A 20,206-nucleotide genomic window follows, 5' to 3' on the forward strand; every position below is an offset into this window, starting at 1 on the left:
TGCCGGGGCTCGAGTGGTTGGAGGTTTGCCGAGAGACTTCAGTATTTGGCGACGACAGGGGCATCCCAATGGAATTTGTAGTTGACGCCGACCAGCGCGGTCGAGGCACGCTGCTGGACGTTGATGACTTCACCCGCGCCGCCGCCGGCCAGTGTGAACGCCCGCGCGCTGTCGTCGAGGAACCACATGTAGTTATACTCGGCGAAGACCGACCAGTTCGGCGCGAACATCCATTCGGCGCCGATACCGATGGTCATGCCGGGCTGCATGAAGCTTGCGGACTCGATCAGCGCGCCGCCAGGCGCAAAGACCTGGTTGCGTTCCCGAATGAAGGCCGCACCGCCCTTGAGATAGCCGAGGAATTGCGGCGTCCAGAGATAGCCGATGCGGCCGGTCGCGGTGTAGATCTCTTTCAGGTTGTTCGCTTCGGAGAAGGCGGGGAAGTCGGTCAAGGCGTGGCTGCCCTTGATATTGCCGAAATCGAAGCTGCCGCCGACGCCGAACACCAGATTGCCGGTCTGGAAATCGCAACCGACCTGGCCGCCGCCGATCACGCCGCTGTCCTTCTCGCGGCCGTAGTCGTTTGGTGCAGCCACGCCGCCGACGTCGAGCGCGCGGGCCGTATTCAGCCGTGTCCAGCCGCCACCGACATTGGCGCCGAGGTAGCAGCCGGTCCAGTTGTAGAGCGGAGCGGCAGCCATTGGCCGCGCCTTCAACGGCAGATCGGCAGCGACTGCGGCGCTCGCCGCGCCGAGCCCGATCAGCACACTTGCGACAACAAGAGATTTCAATCGTCCGTACATTCGAGCCCCCTGCATGGCCATGAGGCCAATTCATCTTCGGAGATGATGTTAGGGACAGCGCACGGATTCCGCGATGCCGAAAGGGCTGCTTGAGCGCGCAGAGGTCGCTTTTTGCGCGCGCGTTGTACGCTCGCGACATCGCAAAATGCCGAAAAGAATTAAGGAAAAATAGCTTCCGGAATCGCTGAGTGGTTTCGGTAAGTTGAAACGCCGGACATGCCGCGCGATACGTCGAAGGTTGCCTGAGATTGGATCACTGTGTTTGTGCCGGTGGTCCGGCGCGCAATCCCGTCAATCCCTGTCGCGCGTTCGCCAGGCGAAGATGATGAAGATTGCGACAACGGCTGCGCCCGCAAGCATCCAGTACTGGGCGTCGATGCCAAAAACGCTAAATCTTTGAATGAGGAAGTCCACTGCACTCGCCCTTTTGTTGGGCAAGTTACGCGGTTCGGGAATGGAAATATATTATTTTTATACGATGGGTGTTCTGCGCGTCGTGCGCAGGCATGCCGGCACTCGCGGGCGGCGCAAGATGTGGGTCCGCCCTGGTCAGAGCGCCGATCGCGAGGCGCGCTCGATGACCAGTCCGTTGAGGAAATCTTCGAGCGCTATGCGTCCGGCCTCGTGTGCAGCCCGGTGCGAGCGAAACCCGGCTTCACGAAGCCTGATGCCCATCGGCCTGCGCTTGCGCCGGATCTCCCAGGACCAATCCTGACCTGCATCGCCGGACCAGGACACGACGACGTAAAAGGACCGTCTTGGCGAAGGGCGAAGCATCAACTCACCCGTGCCGCTACCGGCGCGGCGTCCAGACGGTTCTGAAGGCGATAGCCGACACCCGACTCGGTCACCAGGAGACGCGGCTGGTTGGGGTCGGCCTCGATCTTCTGGCGAAGCTTGCGCACGAGGATCCGAAGGTACTGGATGTTGTCGCGCTGATTGCCGTTCCAGATATCCTTCAGGAGCTGATCGTGGGTGACGACGAGGCCGACATGCATAGCGAGAACGTGCAGCAGTCGGTATTCCTTGCGGGTCAGGCGGACCAGATTGTTGTTCAGCGAGACCGTACGGGTCACGAGATCGACAGACAGCGGGCCTGCGACCACGACCGGATTTTCCGTCGCCGACTTGAAGTACCGCCGCAAGGCCGCCTCGCTTCGCGCCAGCAGTTCGGCCATGCCGAACGGCTTGACGACGTAATCGTCGGCGCCGGCCTGGAGCAGACGTACCTTCTCGTCCTCGCCGGCAGCGACGGAAAGGATGATGATCGGCACGTTGGACCACGCACGGATCCGCTCCAGCACCTCCGCGCCGTGAAGATCGGGTAGCGCCAGATCGAGAACGATGAGGTCAGGTGAACTGAAGGTCGCGAGCTTCAACGCCTCGGTGGCGTTTTCGGCCTCGAGCACGGCGAAGCTGTTGAGCTCGAAGCCGGCGCGGAGGAAGCGCCTGATCTTCGGTTCGTCGTCGATCAGGAGAACGATGTTTGCCGGCTTACTCATCTGTCAGCGCGATCGGTTCGGAGGTGGATGGCTCGAGCGCGGGCAGGGAGATCGATACCGTTGTTCCCTGTCCTTGGCCGCGGCTATGAACTGTGATCATGCCCTCATTGGCCTGGATGAAGGTCGAGGCGATCCAGAAGCCGAGGCCCGACCCCGGCACCGACGCCTGATGTCGCGCGCTTCGAAAGGATCGCTGTCCAAGCTTTTGCTGTTCCTCGGCGGTGATGCCGACGCCCTGATCGGACACGACGACGTGCACGCGATGGGGCTCGCAACGCACGTCCACGGTGATCGTCGAACCGGACGGCGAATATTTCGCGGCGTTCTCCAGGATCTGCCCGCAAGCCTCCTCCACCAGGCCCGAATCGACATGGAGCAGCGGAAGATCATCTGTGAAATTTGCCTCTATCCGATGCGCCGAAAGCCGTCGCGCGCGGCGCGTGATGGCGCCGTTGACGATATCCCTTGGGTCCGCCCATTCGCGGCGTGGGCTCAGTCCGCCCGCGGTGACGCGAGTCGCGCTGAGCAGGTTGCTGATATAGCCGTCGAGATGGCTCGCCTCGTCAGAGATCGCCTCGACCAACGTACTTATGCGCGCGTCCCCACGTATGGCTGGAATGGTCTCCAGCACGCTCGCCGAACCCTGGATCGCCGCGAGCGGCGTGCAAAGCTCGTGCGACAGTGTTCCATGGAAGGCGTCGCGTAACATTTGCGCCTGCAGGCGCAATCGCGCGCTCTCCATCACCTTGCCGATGTCGAGGCGCTGCAGCGTCAGCGCGGTCTCGTCGAGGATTGATTGGATCCGTCGAGTCCGCCGTTCAATCGCTGGCTGGGAACCCAGACCGATATTGACCGCGATCACGCCGTGAATTGCGGAATCTGACGAGATCGCCCTGAGCAGCCAGATCTCGCCGCGCTGCTCGTCGACGATGGTCTGCAACCCTGGACCCGCTCCGGAATTCATCGCTGCCGCAGTTGCCTGCACTGAAAGTGGAGCAACGCGCGACTCAGGCGGTTCGAAATGCCCATCCGCGGTCGTCACGAACAGAGTTGCCGCGTGACCGAAGGCGCCCTCGAAATGTTGACGGATGGCGGAAATCAAGTCCACGACCGTAAAGCAGGAGGCGAGGCGACGCGAGAAGTCATAGAGCGCATGCATCTCCTTCTCGCGCTGTCGCAACGTGTCCGTTTCCTTGCGCAGCCGCGAGGCCAGATTGCTGCTGACCAGCGCAACGATCAGGAACAGCAGGAGATCGACCGCCTCCTGCGGGTTGTCGACGCGAAAGCTGTAAAGAGGTTCGAAGAAGAAGAAATCCGCGGCTGCCGTGCCCGTGATCGATGCCGTCATTGCCGGCCAGACGCCCCATCGAGTCGCAGCATACATGACTGGAACGAGGTAGGCGATCGGGACCAGGCTTGACGCCAAGGTCGTGCTGAGTGCGAACAGCGCGGTGGTGACCAGTCCGATGCTCAGAACCGACAGCAACACCGGGATCACGTTGCGCCACACGACGACACGCAGCGACGCGACCTCATCCAGGGCCGGTATCCCCGAGGATGGCAATTTGGAATCGGTCTGCCGCACGCTCGTCATCGAAAACATGCGGCCCAGAGGTGGATGAAGAATCAAAGTACGTACATGCCCTTGCCGACGGCGACATCGAAAGATCCGGCTCCGGCCGCGTCGGCCGCAACGGATCAATGGTCAAACAAGACCCGATCGGACAATGTTCGGAAATTCGATTGCTATCGGCATGCGTCGACCAACGGCGCGCACCAGAACCCGTTCAATGTCGTGATGCAGCCTCTTCGATGTCGTCAACTACCCGGCGAAGGAACGATGTTCCAGATCGACGTAGAAAATCTATGATGTTGGGAGTGGTCCAACATAAAAAAGAAATAGCCATAGCCTCCGTAATTCTACGGAATAAGTTCGCTCCGGACTCCGCGTCAGGCGAAGTCGAGATCTGATTCCCTCAACGATTGTACCGAGCCTCAGGGCACCGCCGCGATTCGTGGCTGTGAGGCGTCTTATGCCTGCCGGACCAAGCTCGCATATTGCAGGGCGCGCTTCTCGCCGAGAAGCTCCGGCTTGGATGCCCGGTAGAGGCCGGCGTCGTCGGCCGAGCGAGTCTGAGGCAGCGCAAGGGCCGCGACCGCCGCGGCGCTGATCTGCTTGGTCGGATAGAGATAGAAGTCCATCAGCGGCATATGCGGCCCGTGCGCACTCTGTTTCAGGACGTCACGCGCGGTCTCGCCGGCGACCGGATAGATCGCGCTCCATCCGGCGAAGCTGCTCGCCAGAATCTCCAGGGAGAGAATCGTGGTCGCGATCTGCACGAAGCCGTCATTGGCCTTCTTCGAGCTGCGGGTCGTCGAGGCGCGGCGCAGGATTCGGCGAAGCTCAGTGTGCCGTTCGATCAGCGGGCCCAAGTGAAAGTGCCAAAGCATATTGGGCAACGAGGCGAAGCCGTGAACCTCGTGATACGATTCGATCAGGCTGCAACATTGCCGCGTCAGGTTCTTCGGCAGGAAGCCGAGGTCGGACGCGACACCGTCCGCTGTTGTGTTGTCGCCGGCGCGCGCTGCACAAGTCACGGCTTCCATGATCAAACCTCGCGAAGCAAATTTGCTTACGTGGCGAGCTTAGCGAGTCCAGGCATATATCTTCGATCGACAATCTGGCGCACATACGTAGCAAAATAATAGCTGTGGTAAGCAAACGGCGCTTGGTTGCGAGTAAGTCGAGCACAGCGCGTCGCGCACTATGACGAAAATGACACAGCTCGAAGTGAACGTTTGCGCTGCATCATCGTTCTAACGGCAAAAGACCACTTTTTCGCTGACGATTTGAGCAAACGCGGTGAGCATCTGATGCTTACGAATGCAAATGATGCCCGCGAGGCGCCTCGCGCTATTTTATTTTAACGAACGCGTGCCGGAAACCGCATCGCTTTTTTTTGCCTGCCTCACGAAAGATTGCACCTGAAGCTTAACCAAACCGAAAGAGCGCCTGGAAGGCGTCGGTCCAACAGCTTGGGGCAATATGATGAGAAACTATCTTTTGGCGGGCGTATCGCTGGTCGCGATCGGGATTGGTGGCGCCGCCAGTGCAGCGGACACGCTTCCGCCCGTGGGGAAGACGTTCTGCGATCCCTACAAGAACTATGCGTGCATGGACTCCTATCTGGGGCAGGACTTCATGACCCGCTTCATCAACTACTATCGGCTCGAATGGGGTCATGAGGCCGCGCCGTCCGATCCGAAGGCGGCGGCGTCGCGCCGCGACGGATGGCCCGCGACACCGCAGAGCATTCCGCCGATGCCGTTCACCGAATGGCCCTATGGCGGTGCGACCGCAATCGGCGTCACGCGTCCGAACTCGGTCGACAGCCCGCTGATGAACGCGATGAGCAACACGGCCGTCGGGCAGTGGATGAACGACGCGCACATCCAAGTCTATGGCTGGGTCAACGCCGGCGGTAACCTCAGCAACAATACCGTCCGCGGCGGCAATTCGCCGGCAGCATACGACTACAATCCGAACACGGTTCAGCTCGATCAGGCCGTGGTCTATATCGAGCGACTGCCCGACACAGTCCAGAAGGACCACATCGACTGGGGCTTCCGCATCGCGCCGATCTATGGCGAGAACTATCGCTACACCACGGCTTACGGCTTGTGGAGCAATCAGCTCCTTCAGCAGAACAGGAACTACGGCTATGACATGCCGATGGCCTATGGCGAGGTCTTCATTCCCTATCTGGCCGACGGCCTTCTGCTGAGGTTCGGCCGCTACATCTCGATCCCGGACATCGAGGCGCAACTCGCGCCGAACAACTACATGTATACGCATTCGATGACGTATACGTTCGACAACTATACCAACACCGGCATCAACGCCTCGCTCGCGCTGAACAAGAACTGGATGATCCAGGGAGGCTTCTCGGTCGGCACCGAAGCAATGCCGTGGCATGTCGGCGCCAAGATCGCCAATGCGAATCCAAATCCGCTGTTCCCGGACAGCACCATGCTGAAAGATCCCGGCGCGCAGCCGACCTTCAGTGCGGCCGTTCGTTATGTGACCGACAGCGGCAATGACGGCGTCTACGTGATCGCCAACGGCATCAACAACGGCACCTGGGGCTATAACAATCTCCAGTGGTACGGGCTGACTTACTACCACAAGTTCAACGATCAGTGGCACATCTCGTTCGAGACCTATAACGAGCACCAGAACAACGTGCTCAACCTCGACAATCCGGCCTCGGTCGCGCTCGTGGCCAGCGGTACACCGTTCTCGCTCGACGTCATGCCCTGGAACGCACCGTTCGGCGCGCATTGCGGCAACGCAACCCAGCTCTCGTGCACGGCGTCGGTCCAGACCTTCCTGACCTACGTGAACTACAGCCCGACGAAGATGGACAACATCTCCTATCGTCTCGAGTGGTTCGACGACAAGCAGGGACAGCGTACCGGTGTGAAGACGCGCTACGTCGAAACGGGGATCGGCTGGCAGCACTGGTTCTCGCCGCAGATCGAGATCCGGCCCGAAGTGTCGGTGTATCACGCGCTGGACGCGCCGGCGTTCAACGGTAACGCCAACTTCGGCATTCCCCCGAACAAGAAGACGGCCGTCATCGGTTCGGCTGACATCATCATCCACTTCTGATTCTGCGGACGGGTGGCGCCGCGAGCGCCACCCGCTTCGGAAGAGACATTCGACAGGGGCAAACAATGAAAAAGATTCTTCTCACAACGGTTGCATTGGGCGCATTGACGGCGATGTCGCCGGCGTTTGGCGCCGATCTGCCGATCTACGGCAAGGCTCCGCCAGTCGCGGCGCCGGCCTATGACTGGTCCGGCTTCTACGTCGGCGTCTTCGGCGGCTGGGGGCTCGGCAATCACAACGTGAACAACGCCACCGGCCCGGTTGGCTTCGCCAACTTCACGGCGAACTACGAATCGACGGGCGGCTTCGGCGGCGGCGAGATCGGCGCCAACTGGCAGAGCGGCAACATCGTCGTCGGCATCGAAGCAGACGGCTTTGGCGCTGACATCAAGGGCAACGACAATTTCGCGCTCGGCTGGAACGACGCGACAAAGCTGGGCTGGGGTGCCACGCTGCGGGGGCGCGGCGGTATCGCGGTCGATCGCTTGTTGCTGTTCTTCACGGGCGGTTGGGCTTATGGCGAGCTGACGCATACCAACACCAATCCCGGCGTCGGCGTGGACACGTTCAAGGCCACACGGAGCGGCCTGACCGCCGGCGGTGGCATCGCTTATGCGTTCACCAACAATCTGATCGGAAAGTTCGAGTATCGCTATTTCGACTACGGCACGTTCCATCGCGATGCGCCGACCAACGGTGTGCTGCCGTACACGGTGGCGAACACCTATTCGACCGTGATGGTCGGGCTCGACTTCAAGTTCGGCGGCAACGCGGTGGTCGCGAAGTATTGACGCCAGGAGGCAGGGGGACTGCATGATCGGCTCGAGACGAAGACTGAAAGTTGCGGCGATGATCGCTCTCGTTGGGCTTGGCGCCAGCCTTGCCGGATGCGTGAGCGATCTCGGTGCCACCGCAACAGATGCGCCGGGTACTCACCAGATGCGCTACTACGGCGGGCCCAAATATCCGATGTGGCCGAGCCAATGAGATCGATCGGCACGGCGTGCCCTGTGAGCGGACGCGCCGTGCGGATCGGGATCTCCGTTGCCGCGAGTGTGATGTTGACGGGACGTGCTGTCAGTTCTGTGCAAGCGAACCATGCTACGCGCTGCCGACGCCATGACAGCCTGGGAGCATCACGGCGGATCGCCGACGGCATGTCCGGCAATCACGGTCCGATGCGGTACTACCGCGGGTCGAGATCGCCGATGTGGCGCGGCCGCGTTCGGAATTGAGCCCCGTTTGGGCGAGTAAGCCAAAGCCTCGCAGGAGGCACGGGAGTGCATGAGTCAATGCGCGCGTTTGCATCATGAACGCCGGTTCGAGCCTTAGCCGGAAAAGAATCGTTACGCTTGCGACTGCGGCGATCGCGCTTGCCATTGCGGCCGTCGGCGCGACGCGGATGCTCGCGTCACATGGAAGATCCATGGAGATGTCGAGCCAGGCCAAGGTAAAGCCGCCGCGCTACGTTCCGACCGCATCCGAGCTGGCGACGCTCTCGATTGCGCCGGTGACGGAGCGGGTGTTTCGTGCGGAGCACGTCACGGAGGGCAAGATCGCCGTCAACGAAGACAGCTCCACGCCGATTTTCTCGCCCTATGCGGGCCGTGTCGTGAAACTTCTGGTGAAGCCCAGCGATGTCGTGGAGCGCGGGCAGCCGCTGTTCGTGGTCGAAGCCACGGACACCGTGCAGGGCCTGAACGATTTCGTGACGGCGCTCGGCAGCCTCAATACCGCGCGCTCCAAGCTCAACCTCGCGCAGATCGTCGAGAAGCGTGCCAACGACCTCTATGCCGGCAAAGCGGTGCCTCTCAAGGACTGGCAGCAGGCGCAAGCCGATCTCATCACGGCGCAGAATGACATGCGCTCGGCGGAGACCGCGCTCGAGGCGGCGCATAATCGGCTGCGTATCCTGGGGCGGTCCGAGGATCAGATCACCAAATTCCAGGAGACGCGCCAGATCAGCGCCGAGACGCCGATCACTTCGCCAATCGGCGGCACGGTCGTGCAGCGCAAGATCGGTCCCGGCCAGTTCATCAGCAGTAGCGCCAGCGATCCGGTGTTCGTGATCGGGGACCTCTCGACGGTCTGGCTCACGGCCTTCGTGCGCGAGAGCGAGGCTGCGGACATCGCCATCGGGCAGGATATCGCCTTTACGGTGCTGGCGCTTCCCGGTCGCGAGTTCAAGGCGCGTGTGGATTACGTCGCCGCCGCGATCGATCCGTCGACGCGGCGTCTCATGGTCCGCGCCACCATCGACAACAGGGACGGATCGCTCAAGCCGGAAATGTTCGCCAACGTTACCGTCTATGCCGGCGAAAGCCGTCCCTCGGTCGGCGTGCCGAAGCAGGCTCTAATCTTCGAGGGCGATCGGGTCCGGGTCTGGGTTTCGCGCGACGACGGTTCCGTCGAGCTGCGCGAAATCCAGATCGGGTTGACCAATGGCGACCTCGTTGAGGCGCGCGGTAACCTGAAGGCCGGCGAAAAGATCGTCACGCGCGGAAGCCTGTTCATCGACCGTGCCGCTTCCGGCAGCTAACTCAAGGCAAGCCGGTTCACATGGAACGTCTCGTCGCCTTCGCAGTCAGTCGCCGCTTCCTCATGGTCGGCCTGTTCGCCGCCATGCTGGTCGGCGGCCTGATCGCGTTTCAGCAGCTCAACATCGAAGCGTATCCCGATCCGACGCCGCCGATGGTCGACATCGTGACGCAAAGTCCGGGGCTGTCGGCCGAAGAGATCGAGCGCTACATCACGATCCCGCTGGAGACTCAGGTCGCCGGCATCAAGAACATGAAGGTGATCCGGACCATCTCGTTGTACGGCTTGTCCGACGTCAAGCTGCAGTTCTCCTTCGACTACACCTACGAGCAAGCGCTCCAACAGGTCCTGAATCGTCTCTCGCAATTGCCGCCGCTGCCGAACAATGCGCAGCCGCAGATTTCGCCGCTGAGCCCGATCGGCGAGATCTACCGCTACCGGCTGGTGGGGCCGCCCAATTACTCCGTGCTCGATCTGAAGACGTTGCAGGATTGGGTCCTGCAACGGCGCTTCCGCACTGTCCCGGGCGTGATCGATGTAACTGGCTGGGGCGGCAAGACCAAAACCTACGAGGTTGAGGCTGATTTCAACAAGCTCGTGGCGAGCGGCTTGACGCTCCCGCAACTTCAACAGGCTATCAACAACGCCAACGTCAACGTTGGCGGCAACACCGTCAATATCGGCCCGCAATCCGCCGTCGTTCGCGGCGTCGGCCTGATCCGTTCGATCCACGCGCTCGAAAATACGATGGTGGCCTCCAATGGCGGCACGCCGGTGCTGGTCCGCGACGTCGCAACCGTCACCGTCGGCGAGCAACCGCGGCTCGGCATCGCCGGCCAGGATCAGGACGACGACATCGTCCAGGGCATCGTCCTGATGCGCCGCGGAGAGCAGAGCTCGCCGACCATTTCGCGCGTCGAAGAGCTCGTCGCCAGCATCAACAATTCGTCGATCCTGCCCCCTGGCGTGCGTATCGAGCGCATCTATGACCGCAAGGACCTGATCCAGACCACGACCCACACCGTGCTGGAGAACATGGCGGTCGGAATCGGCCTGATCGTGCTGTTGCAGTGGGTCTTCCTCGGGGACCTGCGTAGCGCGATGATCGTCGGCGCAACGATTCCGTTTGCATTGTTTTTCGCGGTCACCATCCTCGTGCTGCGAGGCGAATCCGCCAATCTGCTATCGGTCGGGGCGATCGATTTCGGGCTGATCGTGGATGCGACCGTGATCATGGTGGAGGCGATCTTCCGGCGCCTGTCGCATACCGAGCGGCTGACGCCGGGCGAGCGGGCGACGATTTCGTCACGCACTGTCATGGACATGAAGCATCATGCCATCCTGACGGCTGGCTCGGACGTGTCGCGCTCGATCTTCTTTGCCGCTGCCATCATCATCGCGGCCTTTCTGCCGCTGTTCACCTTGAGTGGCGTCGAAGGCAATATTTTTGGTCCGATGGCACGGACTTATGCTTATGCCCTTGCAGGCGGCCTGCTTGCGACCTTCACGGTCACGCCGGCGCTGAGCGCCATCATCCTTCCAGCCCATGTCGAGGAGACCGAGACGTTTCTGATGCGCTGGGTGCATCGGATCTATATGCCGGTGCTGGCGCGATCGCTCGCGCATCGCCGCGTCGTGCTGGCGGGCGGCGCCGTCCTGGTCCTGATCACGATCGTCGCCGTGCGATTGCTCGGGCTCGAGTTTCTGCCCAAGCTGGAGGAGGGCAATCTCTGGATCCGCGCAACCTTGCCGCCGACCATCTCGCTCCAGGAGGGTAACTCCTACGTCAACCAGATGCGCAAGGTGATCGCTGCCCGGCCAGAGGTCGAGTCGGTGGTATCGCAACATGGCCGGCCAGACGACGGTACCGACGCCGCCGGCTTCTTCAATGCGGAATTCTTTGCGCCGCTCAAGCCCGCCAAGGAATGGCCTGAGGGCGAGGACAAGGACGCGCTGACTGCCACGCTGCTGGGGCAGCTTCAGGAAAAGTTTCCGGGCGTCGAGTTCAACTTCTCGCAATATCTCCAGGACAACGTGTCGGAGGCCGTGTCGGGCGTGAAGGGCGAGAACTCGATCAAGCTTTATGGCAGTGACCTCCAGGCGTTGACGGACACCGCAAACAAGATCAAGGCGCAGCTCGCCACCGTTCAGGGGATCACTGACCTTGCGGTCTTCACCTCGCTCGGCCAACCGACCATCCAGATCGATGTCGACCGTGCCCGTGCCGCGCGGTACGGGCTGTCGCCGGGCGATATCAATGCGACGATCAAGACCGCGATCGGTGGCGACAGCGCCGGGGACCTCTACGAGCCGGGCTCCGACCGGCATTTCCCGATCATCGTCCGCCTTGCACCACAGTTCCGAAAGAGCGCCGAGGCAATCCAGAATTTGCGAATTGGGGCGCAGGGGCCGAACGGCGTCACGCAGGTGCCGCTGAGCGAAGTCGCGACAGTCAAGGTCCTGTCCGGCGCCGCCTATATCTATCGTGAGCAGCAGGAACGCTATCTGCCGATCAAATTCTCGGTGCGCGAGCGCGATCTCGGCAGCGCGATCCAGGAGGCGCAGGAGAAGGTTGCGGCCAACGTGCAATTGCCGGCGGGCTCGCATCTCGAATGGGTCGGCGAATTCGGCAATTTACAGGATGCGATCCGACGGCTGTCGATCGTGGTGCCGATCAGCCTCGCGTTGATCGCCATGCTGATCTGGTTCAATTTCGGCTCGATCATCGACACCGTCCTGACCATGAGTGTGATCCCGATGGCCGTGCTCGGCGGCATCCTGGGCCTGCTCGTGACCGGCATTCCCTTCAGCGTCTCGGCTGCAATCGGCTTCATCGCACTGTTCGGCATCTCGGTGATGGACGGAATCATCATCCTGTCCCAGTACAACGCGCTGATCGACGAGGGTATGGAACGCGGTGCCGCCATCCTGCGCACCGGCGAGCTTCAGCTTCGTCCGGTGCTGATGACCTGCGTGGTCGCGGGCATTGGGCTCTTGCCCGCGGCGCTCTCCAGCGGCATCGGCTCGCAGGTGCAGAAGCCGCTCGCGGTCGTGGTCGTCGCGGGAATGATGCTGGCGCCGATCGTCATTCTGGTCACGCTGCCAGCGCTGATCTCGATGTTCTCGCGGCGGACCCGGCCGGGCCTGGCGGCGCAGCCTCAGTTGGCGCCGGCAGAATGAGGTGGGGCGTGCGTAACAAGATCGTCAGGGGGGCTGTGCGAGCGTCCGGCCGGTCACTGGTACTTTTCCTTGCCGGGGCGGCGATGATGGTTTGCGGGCCGTCGCGCGCGGAAACGCTGTCCGAGGCGTTGGTCAGGGCCTATCAGTCGAGCCCGCAGCTCAACGCCGATCGTGCCCGGCAGCGCGGCACGGACGAGAACGTGCCGCAGGCGCTCGCCGGCTACCGGCCGCAGGTGGTCGCGAGCCTCAGCGCGGGTTTGCAGGCGGTCAGGAATACGCTGCCCGACAATACGATTCAGGGCGCGACACTGCGTCCCTGGACGATTGGCGTGACCGTCAGCCAGGTTCTGTTCAACGGCTTCAAGACCGCCAACAGCGTGCGCGTCGCCGAGTATCAGGTTCTGTCGGGGCGCGAGGCGCTGCGTAACACCGGGCAGGGCGTGCTGCTCGACGCCGTCACGGCCTATATGAACGTATTGGCCAATCAGGCCCTGGTTGAGGCGCAGCGCACCAACGTCGCAGTGCTGCGTGAGATCCAGGCGACGACGAAGAAGCGTCTCGATGCGGGCGATGTGACGCCGACCGATACAGCCCAGGCCGAGGCGCGCCTCAGTCGGGGCCTTGCCGATCTCAATGCCGCTGAGGTGACGCTTGCCATCAGCAAGGCGACCTACGTCCAGGTGATCGGCGGGGCGCCCGGTCAGTTGACGCCGGCCACGCCAGTCGATCGGTTATCACCCGTGACGATGCCGGCATCGATCGAGACCGCCAATCACGAGCATCCGGCGGTGCTCGGTGCGGGCTACGATATGGATGTCGCGCAGACCACCATCAAGGTCGCAGAAGGCAGTCTGCTCCCGACGGCTGCCGTACAGGCGAACGCCAGCCGCTCCAAGGACTCGGATTCGACGCTGAGCACGTTTGCGACCAATCAGGCCTCGATCCTGGGCCAGATCAATGTGCCGATCTATGACGGCGGTACCGCGGCCTCCCAGACGCGCCAGGCCAAGGAACTCGCCTCGCAAAGCCGTCTGGTGCTTGAGCAGGTCAGGAGCCAGTCGCGGACGGCCGTTGTCGGCGCGTGGGTGTCCAATGAGGGCACCAAGGTCGCACTGACAGCGGCCGAGTCGGAGGCGAAGGCAGCAGACGTCGCATTGCAGGGGGTGCGCCGCGAGGCGTCCGGTGGACAGCGCACCACGATCGACGTGCTTAACGCCCAGCAGGACCTCACCGCGGCCCGTTCGCGTCAGATCCAGGCGCAGCGCGACCGGGTGATCGCTTCCTACACGCTGCTCAGCGCCGTCGGCCGGCTGGATGTCCGCACGCTCAATCTCGATACGCCGGATTATCTGCCGGAGGCCCACTATCACCAGGTGCGCGACGCTTGGCACGGCGTCCGCACACCATCCGGACAATAGGCGTTGGCGCCGCAGGAGGAATGAGCATGGTCGGCGGAAGGCGCGCACTCCCGGCTCTCGTTGTTGCCGTCGCGGCCGTGTTGGCCTCTACTTTCATGGCCAACGCACAGGGTTTTGGCCGAGGCCGCGGCAACTCAGGTCCGTCCGTCGAAAGCCGGCCAAAGGTCGACGAGAAGGCTTACAAGGCCGCGCTGGACAGGATTCCGGTGCCTGACGAGAAGTACGATCCCTGGGGTGGCGCTCGCGCCACGGATACAAAGGCGTCCAAGAAGAAGAACTAGCGCACCGCCGGCCGACGACCATTCGCCAGCATTGCGACGACCGTCATGGCCGCTAAACGTCTGCCGTTGCTCGCGACGGCGACTGATGAACTTCGGTTCTCGGGCAGTCGTGCACACTATGCGGCGCCTATATGAGCGGACGCCGGGCTATCTCGATTTCCTATCCGATCACCCACATCATGCTTCCATGCGATATCCGTTCGTGGAGGCCAGGATGGCGAGGTGCCGATCACCATCGCAGCCGGTCTGCTCTCGAGGATCGAACCAATTCATTCCGGATTGACCGCGATCTCACTCCCAAGAGTGCGAACCAAGAGTGCGAACGCGGGTATCGGCGGCGTCTGGCTTCGGGGGCAATATGGCAAGGGAATCGTTCGCTAGGCTGATGCTCGTCACTTATCGCGCCCTTGAGGTGCTGATGACGTTCCTGTTCCCGGCCTGGTACGGACCGTCCGCCAGATACCGGCCGGAAAATCATTACATGCGCGGCCCAGGGCCGAAATGGCGTGCGAAATATCTGGCCGAGTCTGTCTCTCCCCCACGGTCGATCACCTCTCCGCGCCCTGGACAGGAATGATCGCGCGCTAATGGCGGACCCGCGGCACTGCCTCAGCCAACCGCCAATCGGAAAATCAAATACCTGAAACTCCGGGCGACGGCGCGCTTCGCGCGACGTTGAATTTGCCTTTGATGCGGCTCACATGTGGATGGAGTTGTTGTATGCTCGGTTAGCTATCAGCGCCGCAAGCGCACGCTGACGGGCTTGCTTTTCGGCCGACGTGTGTCGCCTGCCAGGCGGGAGTTCAAGTGGTGACGGATGTTGAATCGAAGGTGCCGCAGGACATCACGCCGGCGCCTGATGCCGAGCCCCTTCTGGGGCCGGTAGCATCGGAACTGGCGCGCTACCTTGTTTCAATCGCCATGACCGCCGCTGCGACGGTCATCGCTGTCGGTATTGACAGCAGCGTCACGATCCCCAACCTGTCGCTTATCTTCGTACTTCCAGTGATCATCGCAGGGGTGAGTCTCGGCCTCGGTCCGTCACTCTGTTCGGCGATATCAGGTGCTCTGGCATTCAATTTCTTCCTGACCGAGCCACGCTACTCATTGGTGGTCGATGACCCCGCGAACATCTGGGCGATTGGGCTGCTGTTCGTGGTCGGGGTCATCGTGAGTGCAGTTGCCTTCACCTCCCGGCAGAGGGCGACCGAAGCGAAGCTGTCGAGAAGGCGCGCGACCTTGCTGCAAGGCTATTGCCGTGATGTCGTCGCGGCCGACAATACGAAGACGATCGTCTCGGTTACGGCCCGGGCACTGGCAACGCTTTTCCAGGTTCCCGTCATCGTGATGCTCGTTAGGGAGGGCAGGGTGGTTTCCCTCGAGCAAGTCGGAGACGTGGAGCCGCAGGAGGCCGAGTTGGAGGCGGCACGATCGTCCCTGGCGACCGGAACTGTCATACGCAGTGGCATCTACCCCAATCTGGCCTCCCGCTTTGATTTCTGGCCCGTGGAGACGGACGAAGGCCGGAATGCCGTGGTTGGAATCGCATTCGACCCTGATGAACGCCCTTCGTCACCGGATGCGCAGATCGACGTCGTCGTGCGCATCTTAGCCTTGGTGCTTGACCGTCAACATGCGCGGGTCAAACGCGATGCCCGACCGTCAGATTGAATCCGAACCATCCCGCGCTCCAAGCCTGCAACAAAATGAAGGCAGGCGATTTAAGGTGACGGGGTGGTGCACACCGCTCGACAGGTTTGGAGGAAGCTCGTTGTGAGCGTCGTAGCAGCCCATTTGTATCGTCATGGCAAGAAGGCAAAAGCCGTCTCATTGGACGAGCCTATCGATTGCAAGGGAAAATCCGAATTTGTCTGGATCGGATTGTTCGAGCCCCCAGAGCTGGAGCTTGAACAACTCGAGAAGAACTACGGACTTCATCCTCTCGCGATCGAGGATGCCCTCAAAGCGAACCAATTGCCGAAGGTCGACGTTTATGGCGACCAGCTGTTCGTGATGACGCGCACCGCCCATCTCGAGCACGACCGCATCGCCTATGGTGAAACCGCAATTTTCGTCGGGAAGAATTTCATCATCACGGTTCGGCATGGCTCGGCGCGCGCGCATAGCAATCTCCGCGCCCAGCTCGAAGCAGCCCCCAGCCTGCTGGGCTATGGCCCCGACTACGTTCTCCATGCCATCCTCGACTTTATCGTCGACGGCTATCTTCCGGTGGTCGAGACGATCGAGGAACGCGTTCTCACCATGGAGCAAAGCGCTCTCGACAGCTTTCTTAGCCGCGCGGACGTCAAGCGGCTCTTCGGGCTTCGCCAAGAACTGATCCGCTTCCAGCGAATTATCGGCCCGATGACGGAGGTCTGTGGCCGGCTCGTGCACCTCGAGACGCCGTGTCTTGACGCCAACGCTCGTCCTTATTTCCAGGACGTCCTGGACCATGTGCGGCGCGTCGAAGCGATGGTGAACTCCCTGCGAGACGTTCTGACTTCGGTTTTCGAGGTGAGCAATCTGTTGGAGCAGCAGCGTCAGGGCGTGATCACGCGGCAGTTGGCCGCCTGGGCCGCCATACTGGCCGTACCCACCGCGATTGCCGGAATCTACGGCATGAACTTCGAAAATATGCCCGAGCTGAAGACGCAATACGGCTACTTTGTCGTAGTGGGCGTTATCATCCTGCTTTGCGGGGTGCTTTACCTGCGCTTCAAACGCGCTCGATGGCTCTGATGCTGGTGACCCGTCGGATTGCCGGGTTGGGCTAATTCATAGATCGCACCGCGGCAAAGCTCAGTTGTGGAAATTCGGAGAGCTCGCGACTCGTAGACATCTGCCACCAACACAAGATCGCCGTGAGTGCTGCGTACCACCTCTTCCCACTTGTGATCTCCCGCAAAACGTGCCGGCCAAATGTCGACCCGGTTTGCGCGAATTCGCCTTCAATGTGACCCGCGTAAAGGGCGAGCGCTGCGCGAGTGACGTGTACATGGGGTTTTCGTGTGCGTGGTGAGAATCCGAAGGCCAGATTTTCGCTTCCAATTCGGACATAGATGAGCCTAGAAGGAGCAATCTGCGAAAGCCTCGTCGTACCAAATTTCTCAGTCGATCCAGTCACATACGGGGTCGATCCTAGATAAAATAGTTCAATAAAATGAATGACTTGCGTTGGAAGTTTTCTACGGCTCCCATGATGGATTGGAGCGAGAGTTCAAGTTTTTCAATGCGTTAGGAGGTGCCGTGTGCGCGACGTGTGCACCGGGAGATCAAGAAAAATCTCATCACAGCTAACGTGATCAGGCCTTCCGATGCGGGTGGCGCCGCACCGGGGCGCTGGACTGCTCGTCCGCCTTTACTGTTCGACGATTTCGGTCGAGGCGCGGGGTAGCAGAAGCGCCGTTCGCGCCGGTTCGCGCGCGGGGCGAGAGGGGCCGTTCGGAACTGAGCACACGGCGAACGTGATTCAAGCGGGCATTTGTTAGCGGTCCCTCTCGCGCGCGCTAGCTGCATATCGAGCGCGGCAAATCGACAGAACTCAGGGGCGCCATAAGAATTCACTATGGCGGCAGAGGACAGTCGTGCTTCCCCTGTCATCGAACGTAAATCTATTTTTTACCGTCGGCCGCAGCAAAAAATTCCAAGGGCAAGACCACAGAAGTGGCGGCGTTCGCGGGCGCATCATTTTGTAGCAGCAACGGAGCGGGCAAATGACCATCGAGTTGAGCCGACGAGGATTTTGCATCGGAACCGCCCTGATTGGACTACAGACCGCTTCCTCCAGCGCCTTCGCGGCGCGAAGCGAAGATGGGACGGTTAGGCTCGGTCTCGTCGCGCCGATGAGCGGACCCAATGCCCGGTACGGCGCCTTCTCGATGCGCGGTGCCCAGATGGCGGCGAAGGAAATCAACGGCGCTGGCGGCGTCGGCGGGCGCAAGATCAACATCCTGGCCGGCGACAGCCAAGGCACCCCGGTCGAGGGTGTTTCGGCAACCCGGCGCCTCATCGATCAGGACCAGGTCGACTTCATCATTGGCGACGTCTCGAGCTCGGTAACGCTCGCGATGCAGCCGGTCGCGGAGGACGCCGGTGTGCTTCTCCTCAATGCCGCCTCGTCGAATCCGAAGATCACCTACAAGGCGGGCGTCGGCGGATTCAAATGGACCTATCGTAATTATCCGACCGACGAAAACCGCGCCCTCGTCGTGCTGCAATACGCCGCCGAGAAGAAGGGATTTTCCAAATACGCCGTGCTATCGGTCGACACCGACTACGGGCGTGCGGCCATTGAGTTTACCAAGAAGTACCTGCCGCGCTTCAAGAGTCAGATCTTGACGGAAGACTATTACAAGGAAGGCGAGGTCGATTTCCGCAGCGTCCTGTCCAAGATCCGCGATTCCGGTGCCCAGGCCATCATCATGTATGGCAATGCCGATTCCACACCCATCGTCGGTCGTCAAATGATCGAAACCGGGATTGCCGGCAAGATCCCCCTGATCGGCAACGCCGAGTTCAATACAGCAAGCTCCATCAAGGCGGCACCGAAGGCGCTCGAGGGAGCAATCGAGGCCGCGGCCTGGCTTCCGGCCTATGAGTCCGAGAAGAGCAAGGCCTTCGTCGACAAGTTCACCGCCGAGTATCGCGAAGCCCCCAACAATCACGCCTATGTGCACTGGGAGACGACGCATCTTCTGGCCAAGGCAATCGAGCAGGCCCAGAGCATCGACCGCGAGAAGGTTCGTACCGCGCTCTCCAATATCCACTATGCGAGCGCGGTGGGCGAAGTCACCTTCGACGACCACAATCAGGCGCGCCTGCCGATGATCCTGCTCGAGATCGAGAACGGCAAGCCGGCCATCAAAGGAGCCTATTCGGCCGAGATCGACTATCCCAAGTAAGGCAACGGGACGGCAGACCACATGTTCTATACGATCATCGAGCAGGTTGTTAACGGCATCGTCTCCGGATCGGTTTATGCGATCGTTGCCGTCGGCATGACGATGATCTTCGGCGTGCTGCGCGCCATCAATTTCGCCCATGGCGAATATTACATGCTCGGCACCTTCGGGGCCTGGTTCGCGATCGAGTATTTCGATCTGCCGTATCCGGTAGCGGTCGTGATCGGCGTGGTTGCCACCGCGGTGATCGCCGTGGTGGTCGGCAACTTCGTGATGCAGCGGATCGTGGGGGCGCCGGCCGAGGCCGGCGTGCTCGCGACGCTGGGCGTCGCCCTGATCCTGCAGAACACCGTCATCCTGGTCTTTGGCGGCGGCTACAAGTTCTTCTCCGGCGGCTATATCGAGCCGGTGACTCTGTTCGGCTTCACTTTGGCAGAGCAGCGTATCCTGATCATCGTCATCGGCCTGATCGTGTTCGTCGGCCTCGAGCTGATGGTCACTTATAGCCGGATGGGCAAGGCGATGCGGGCGGTCTCGCAGAACATCGAGTGCTGCGCGGTGGTCGGCATCGACGTCCGCCATATCGCGCTCTGGACCTTCATCCTCGGCGCGGCGCTGGCCGGCCTGTCAGGCGTGCTCACAGCGCCCGTGAACGTCAGCGTCTACGGCGGCATGGGAGAGCTCATCACGTTCAAGACGCTGCCGATCATCATCATGGGCGGGCTGGGTAACGTCCGCGGCACGTTCGTGGCGGCGATGATCCTCGGCATCGCAGAGAGCCTGGTCGCGACTTATGTCGGACTGCAGTTCCGCGACACCGTGGGCTTTGCGACCCTGATGCTGGTGCTGATGTGGCGTCCGCATGGGCTGTTCTCCGCGCAGGCCCGCTTCTGATTGCCATGGATGTGACA

15 protein-coding genes are annotated in these 20,206 nt (G+C 61.5%); 10 read left to right on the forward strand and 5 right to left on the reverse strand.

Annotated elements, in window-relative coordinates; all coding sequences use genetic code 11:
• Positions 1–38: 38 nt before the first annotated feature.
• The 5 genes from ABIA90_RS03630 to ABIA90_RS03650 all read right to left on the reverse strand — a co-directional run bounded on the left by ABIA90_RS03630 (position 39) and on the right by ABIA90_RS03650 (position 4,912).
• Positions 39–803: an outer membrane protein gene (locus ABIA90_RS03630; RefSeq protein ID WP_354117325.1), complete on the reverse strand. Its 765-nt coding sequence runs from the start codon at positions 801–803 to the stop codon at positions 39–41.
• A 291-nt stretch (positions 804–1,094) separates the two neighbouring features.
• Entirely contained in the window at positions 1,095–1,217 is a 123-nt protein-coding gene (locus ABIA90_RS03635; protein WP_354122421.1) for a hypothetical protein, read from the reverse strand.
• 362 nt (positions 1,218–1,579) lie between these two features.
• Entirely contained in the window at positions 1,580–2,305 is a 726-nt protein-coding gene (locus tag ABIA90_RS03640; protein ID WP_354117326.1) for a response regulator, read from the reverse strand.
• Positions 2,298–4,007: a DUF4118 domain-containing protein gene (locus tag ABIA90_RS03645; RefSeq protein WP_354117327.1), complete on the reverse strand. Its 1,710-nt coding sequence runs from the start codon at positions 4,005–4,007 to the stop codon at positions 2,298–2,300. The genes ABIA90_RS03640 and ABIA90_RS03645 overlap by 8 nt, the downstream gene beginning before the upstream one ends.
• A gap of 329 nt (positions 4,008–4,336) precedes the next feature.
• Complete coding sequence (locus tag ABIA90_RS03650; RefSeq protein WP_354117328.1) at positions 4,337–4,912, reverse strand: hypothetical protein; 576 nt, start codon at positions 4,910–4,912, stop codon at positions 4,337–4,339.
• A 442-nt stretch (positions 4,913–5,354) separates the two neighbouring features.
• Here ABIA90_RS03650 and ABIA90_RS03655 point away from each other — a divergent pair, with 442 nt between their 5' ends.
• The 10 genes from ABIA90_RS03655 (at position 5,355) to ABIA90_RS03700 (ending at position 20,189) form a co-directional block, all read left to right on the forward strand.
• The gene (locus ABIA90_RS03655) at positions 5,355–6,977 is read left to right on the forward strand and encodes an outer membrane beta-barrel protein (RefSeq protein WP_354117329.1); all 1,623 of its coding nucleotides are present in this window, start codon (positions 5,355–5,357) and stop codon (positions 6,975–6,977) included.
• Between the two features lie 65 nt (positions 6,978–7,042).
• A complete protein-coding gene (locus tag ABIA90_RS03660) occupies positions 7,043–7,768 on the forward strand; it encodes an outer membrane protein (RefSeq protein WP_071915194.1) in 726 nt (241 codons plus the stop codon).
• A gap of 518 nt (positions 7,769–8,286) precedes the next feature.
• Positions 8,287–9,516 carry an efflux RND transporter periplasmic adaptor subunit gene (locus tag ABIA90_RS03665; protein ID WP_502916617.1) on the forward strand — a complete coding sequence of 410 codons (1,230 nt, stop codon included), beginning with the start codon at positions 8,287–8,289 and terminating at the stop codon, positions 9,514–9,516.
• Between the two features lie 20 nt (positions 9,517–9,536).
• Positions 9,537–12,695 (forward strand): efflux RND transporter permease subunit, encoded by a 3,159-nt coding sequence (locus tag ABIA90_RS03670; RefSeq protein WP_354117331.1) that lies wholly within the window; start codon positions 9,537–9,539, stop codon positions 12,693–12,695.
• 83 nt (positions 12,696–12,778) lie between these two features.
• Positions 12,779–14,113: a TolC family outer membrane protein gene (locus ABIA90_RS03675; RefSeq protein ID WP_354117624.1), complete on the forward strand. Its 1,335-nt coding sequence runs from the start codon at positions 12,779–12,781 to the stop codon at positions 14,111–14,113.
• Positions 14,114–14,139: 26 nt separating this feature from the next.
• Positions 14,140–14,394 (forward strand): hypothetical protein, encoded by a 255-nt coding sequence (locus tag ABIA90_RS03680; RefSeq protein WP_502916618.1) that lies wholly within the window; start codon positions 14,140–14,142, stop codon positions 14,392–14,394.
• Between the two features lie 810 nt (positions 14,395–15,204).
• A complete protein-coding gene (locus ABIA90_RS03685) occupies positions 15,205–16,065 on the forward strand; it encodes a DUF4118 domain-containing protein (protein WP_354117332.1) in 861 nt (286 codons plus the stop codon).
• A gap of 102 nt (positions 16,066–16,167) precedes the next feature.
• Complete coding sequence (gene corA / locus ABIA90_RS03690; RefSeq protein WP_354117333.1) at positions 16,168–17,133, forward strand: magnesium/cobalt transporter CorA; 966 nt, start codon at positions 16,168–16,170, stop codon at positions 17,131–17,133.
• Between the two features lie 974 nt (positions 17,134–18,107).
• Positions 18,108–19,295 carry an ABC transporter substrate-binding protein gene (locus tag ABIA90_RS03695; protein WP_354117334.1) on the forward strand — a complete coding sequence of 396 codons (1,188 nt, stop codon included), beginning with the start codon at positions 18,108–18,110 and terminating at the stop codon, positions 19,293–19,295.
• Positions 19,296–19,316: 21 nt separating this feature from the next.
• Positions 19,317–20,189, forward strand: a complete 873-nt coding sequence (locus ABIA90_RS03700) for a branched-chain amino acid ABC transporter permease (protein WP_354117335.1) — start codon at positions 19,317–19,319, stop codon at positions 20,187–20,189.
• The last annotated feature ends 17 nt before the right edge of the window (positions 20,190–20,206 follow it).

This window comes from Bradyrhizobium sp. LA6.8 (assembly GCF_040547935.1).
Classification (GTDB): Bacteria; Pseudomonadota; Alphaproteobacteria; order Rhizobiales; family Xanthobacteraceae; genus Bradyrhizobium; species Bradyrhizobium barranii.